The organism is Micromonospora sp. NBS 11-29 (assembly GCF_002140155.1).
Lineage (GTDB): Bacteria > Actinomycetota > Actinomycetes > Mycobacteriales > Micromonosporaceae > Micromonospora.
The window spans coordinates 1-3,916 of record NZ_NAPR01000041.1; the positions used below are offsets into that span (position 1 = coordinate 1).

Annotated in this window: 1 protein-coding gene; it reads left to right on the top strand. The window is 77.2% G+C overall.

Annotated features, from left to right (window positions below):
- A partial coding sequence (locus B1205_RS28850) for an SDR family NAD(P)-dependent oxidoreductase (protein ID WP_140158171.1) occupies positions 1 to 3,916 on the top strand: 3,916 nt, incomplete at both ends.

Consider the following 3,916-nt stretch of genomic DNA (forward strand, 5'->3'; position numbering starts at 1 on the left):
ACGGTGACGGGGCAGTGGGCCGAGCCGGAGGGCATGGACGGCGGCTACTGGTACACGAACCTGCGTGAGCCGGTGCGGTTCGAGGACGCGGTGCGCACCGCCGTCAGCGCGGGGCACAGCACGTTCGTGGAGGTGTCGGCGCATCCGGTGCTGACCATGCCGGTCACCGCGATCCTGGACGACACCGACACCAGCGGGCATGTGCTGTCCACGCTGCGCCGCGGCGACGACGACCCGACGCGGCTGCTGACCAGCCTCGCCACCGCACACACCATCGGACTCCCCGTCGACCTCACCCGGATCGTGGCCCCGGCGGCAACGGTCGACCTGCCCACCTACGCGTTCGAGCGGAAGCGGTACTGGCTGACCACCACCGCCGCACCCGCGCACGACGTCGCCTCCGCCGGCCTCCAGGACGCCGGTCACCCGCTGCTCAGCGCCGCCTTGCCGGTCGCCGACGACGACACCGTGGTGCTCACCGGCCGGTTGTCCACGCGTACCCACCCGTGGCTGGCCGACCACGTCGTCGGCCGTACCGTCGTCGTCCCCGGCACCGCGCTCGCCGACATGGTGATCCGCGCCGGCGACGAGGTCGACGCCGGCCAGATCGGCGAACTCACCCTGATCAGCCCGCTCGTGCTGCCGCCCACCGGCGCGGTGCAGGTGCAGGTCCGCGTCGGCGCGCCCGGCGACACCGGCGACCGGGCCGTCACCGTGCACTCCCGCGCCGCCGACGACGGCGACGCCGAGTGGACCCGGCACGCCGAGGGCCTGCTGCTGCCGCAGCTGGCCGACCCCGAGCCCGCGCCGGGGGAGTGGCCGCCGGCCGGCGCCGTCGAGGTCGACGCCGACCTGGACGCCTGGTACGCCCACACCGCCGAGGCCGGCCTCACCTACGGCCCCGCGTTCCGCTGCCTGCACCGCGTCTGGCGGCGCGACGACCAGGTGTACGCCGAGGTGGCGCTGCCCGAGGCGCAGGCCGCCGACGCCACCCGGTTCGGCCTGCACCCGGCGCTGTTCGACGCCGCCCTGCACGCCACCGGCCCCACCGCGCTGCTCGGCACGCCGGCCGAGGCCGGCAGCGGGTGGCTGCCGTTCACGCTCCGCGCGGTCACGCTGCACGCCCACGGCGCCACCCGGCTGCGGGTGACGATCCGCCCGCTCGGCCCGGACACCGTCGCCGTCGCGCTCGCCGACCCGGCGGGCCGCCCGGTCGCCACCGTCGAGGCGCTGACGTTCCGCCCGGTCGGCGCCGGCCAGGACGACGGCGCCGCCGCGCTGCGTCGCACCTCCGTGTTCCACCTGGACTGGACGCCGGCGCCGGCCACCGACGCCCCGGCCCCCACCCGCTGGGCCCTGCTGCTCGGCGACGACCCCACCGACCCGACCCGCGCCCCGGCCGACCTGACCGGCCGTGACCGGGCCGACCTGACCGGCCGTGACCTGGCCCGGGTGCCCGGTGGGGACCCGGGCGGACTGGCCGGGGCGCTGGCCGCCGCCGGGCACCGGGTGAGCGTCCACCGCGACCTGGCCGCCCTGCTCACCGCCGTGGACGGCGGCGACGACGTACCGGAAATCGTGGTCGACCTGCGCGGCGGCCCCGGCCCGGACCCGGAGCGGGCCGACACGGACGCCCACGACGCGGCCCGCGACACCCTGGCGCTGCTGCACCGGTGGCTGGCCGAACCGCGACTGGACGCGACCCGCCTGGTCCTGGCCAGCCGGGGCGCGGTCGCCGCCGCGCCCGGCGAGGCCCCCCGCGACCTGGCCCGCGCCGCCGTGTGGGGCCTGGTCCGCTCGGCCCAGTCCGAACACCCCGGCCGGTTCACGCTGCTCGACCTCGACGACGCCGCCACCTCGCTCGCGGCGGTGCCGGCGGCGCTCGCCTCCGGCGAACCCCAGCTCGCGGTCCGCGACGGCGCCGCCCTGGCGCCCCGGCTGGTCCGGGCGCGCGACACCGGCGTGCTGACGCCGCCCGGCGACGGGGAGCCGTGGCGCCTCGACGTCACCGAGAAGGGCACGCTGGAGAACCTGGCGCTGCTGCCCGTCCCGGTCGAGGCGGGCGCGGTGCCCGCCGGACACGTCGCGGTCGAGATGCGCGCCTCCGGCCTGAACTTCCGCGACGTGGTGCTCGCCCTGGGCATGGTCCCCGGCCAGGAGGTACTGGGCAGCGAGGGCGCCGGCGTGGTGCGCGAGGTCGGCCCCGGCGTCACCGGGCTGGCCCCCGGCGACCGGGTGATGGGCATCTTCGCCGGCTCGTTCGCCACCGTCGCCGTCACCGACCACCGGATGGTCACCCGCATCCCCGACCACTGGTCGTACGCGGAGGCCGCCGGCGTGCCGGTGGTGTTCCTGACCGCCTGGTACGGCCTGGTGGAGCTGGCCCGGCTCACCGCCGGGGAGTCGGTGCTGGTGCACGCCGCCACCGGCGGCGTCGGCTCGGCGGCCGTGCAGATCGCCCGCCACCTCGGCGCCGAGGTCTACGGCACGGCCAGCCCCGCCAAGTGGCCGGTGCTGCGCGGCACCGGATTCGACGACGACCACATCGCCTCCTCCCGGTCCCTCGACTTCGCCGACGAGTTCCGCGCCCGGCGCGGCGGGCGCGGCGTCGACGTGGTGCTCAACTCCCTGGCCGGGGCGTACGTGGACGCGTCGCTGGGGCTGCTCGACCCGGGCGGCCGGTTCGTCGAGATGGGCAAGACCGACCCGCGCGACCCGGCCCGCGTCGCGGCCGACCACCCCGGCGTCAGCTACCAGGGCTTCGATCTGATGGCGGCCGGCCCGGCCACGGTCGGGCGGATGCTGGCGGAGCTGATGGCGTTGTTCGCCGCCGGCACCCTGCGCCCGCTGCCCCGCCGCACCTGGGACGTCCGGCGGGCCCCCGAGGCGTTCCGCTTCCTCAGCCAGGCCCGGCACGTCGGCAAGCTCACCGTGACCATCCCGCCCACGCCCCGGCTCGACGGCACCGTCCTGGTCTCCGGCGCCACCGGCACGCTCGGCGCGCTGCTCTGCCGGCACCTGGCCACCGCGCACGGCGTCCGGCACCTGCTGCTGGTCAGCCGCCGTGGCCCGGACGCCGAAGGCGCCGATGAGCTGCTGGCCGACCTCAAGGCCCTCGGCGCGGAGGTGCAGCTCGTCGCCGCCGACCTGGCCGACCCGGATGCCGTCACCGACGTGCTGTCCCTGGTGGACGCGCGGCACCCGCTGCGCGCCGTGGTGCACACCGCCGGCGTGGTCGACGACGCCACCGTCGAGAAGCTCACCCCGGACCGGCTCGCCGCGGTGCTGCGCCCCAAGGTCGACGCGGCCTGGAACCTGCACCGCGCCACCCGCGACCACGAGCTGACCGCGTTCGTGCTCTACTCCGCCGCCGCCGGCCTGATGGGCGGGCCGGGTCAGGGCAACTACGCCGCCGGCAACGCGTTCCTCGACGCCCTCGCCGAGCACCGGCGCTCGCTCGGCCTGCCGGCGGTCTCCCTGGTCTGGGGCCTGTGGGCCACGGCCAGCGGCATCACCGGCCACCTCGGCTCGGTCGACCGGCGGCGGCTGGAACGCAGCGGCCTGGTGGCGCTCACCGACGACGAGGCGCTGACCCTGTTCGACGCGACCTGGCGGTCCGAACGGGCCACCCTGATGCCCGCGAAGATCAGCACGGCGGCGACCGGCGGCCCGGTCCACCCGCTGCTCACCGCCCTGTTCCGCGCCGGCGCCCGACGCGGCGCGGTCACCGACGCCGCCGGCGGGCCCGCGTTCGCCGACACGCTGCGCGGCCTGTCCGGCGAGAAACGCGAACGGGCGCTGCGCGACCTGGTGCTGACCCACGTGGCCGTGGTGCTCGGCATCGGCGACCCGGCCGAGGTGGAACCCGACCGGGCGTTCCGGGAACTCGGCTTCGACTCGCTGACCGCGGTGGAGC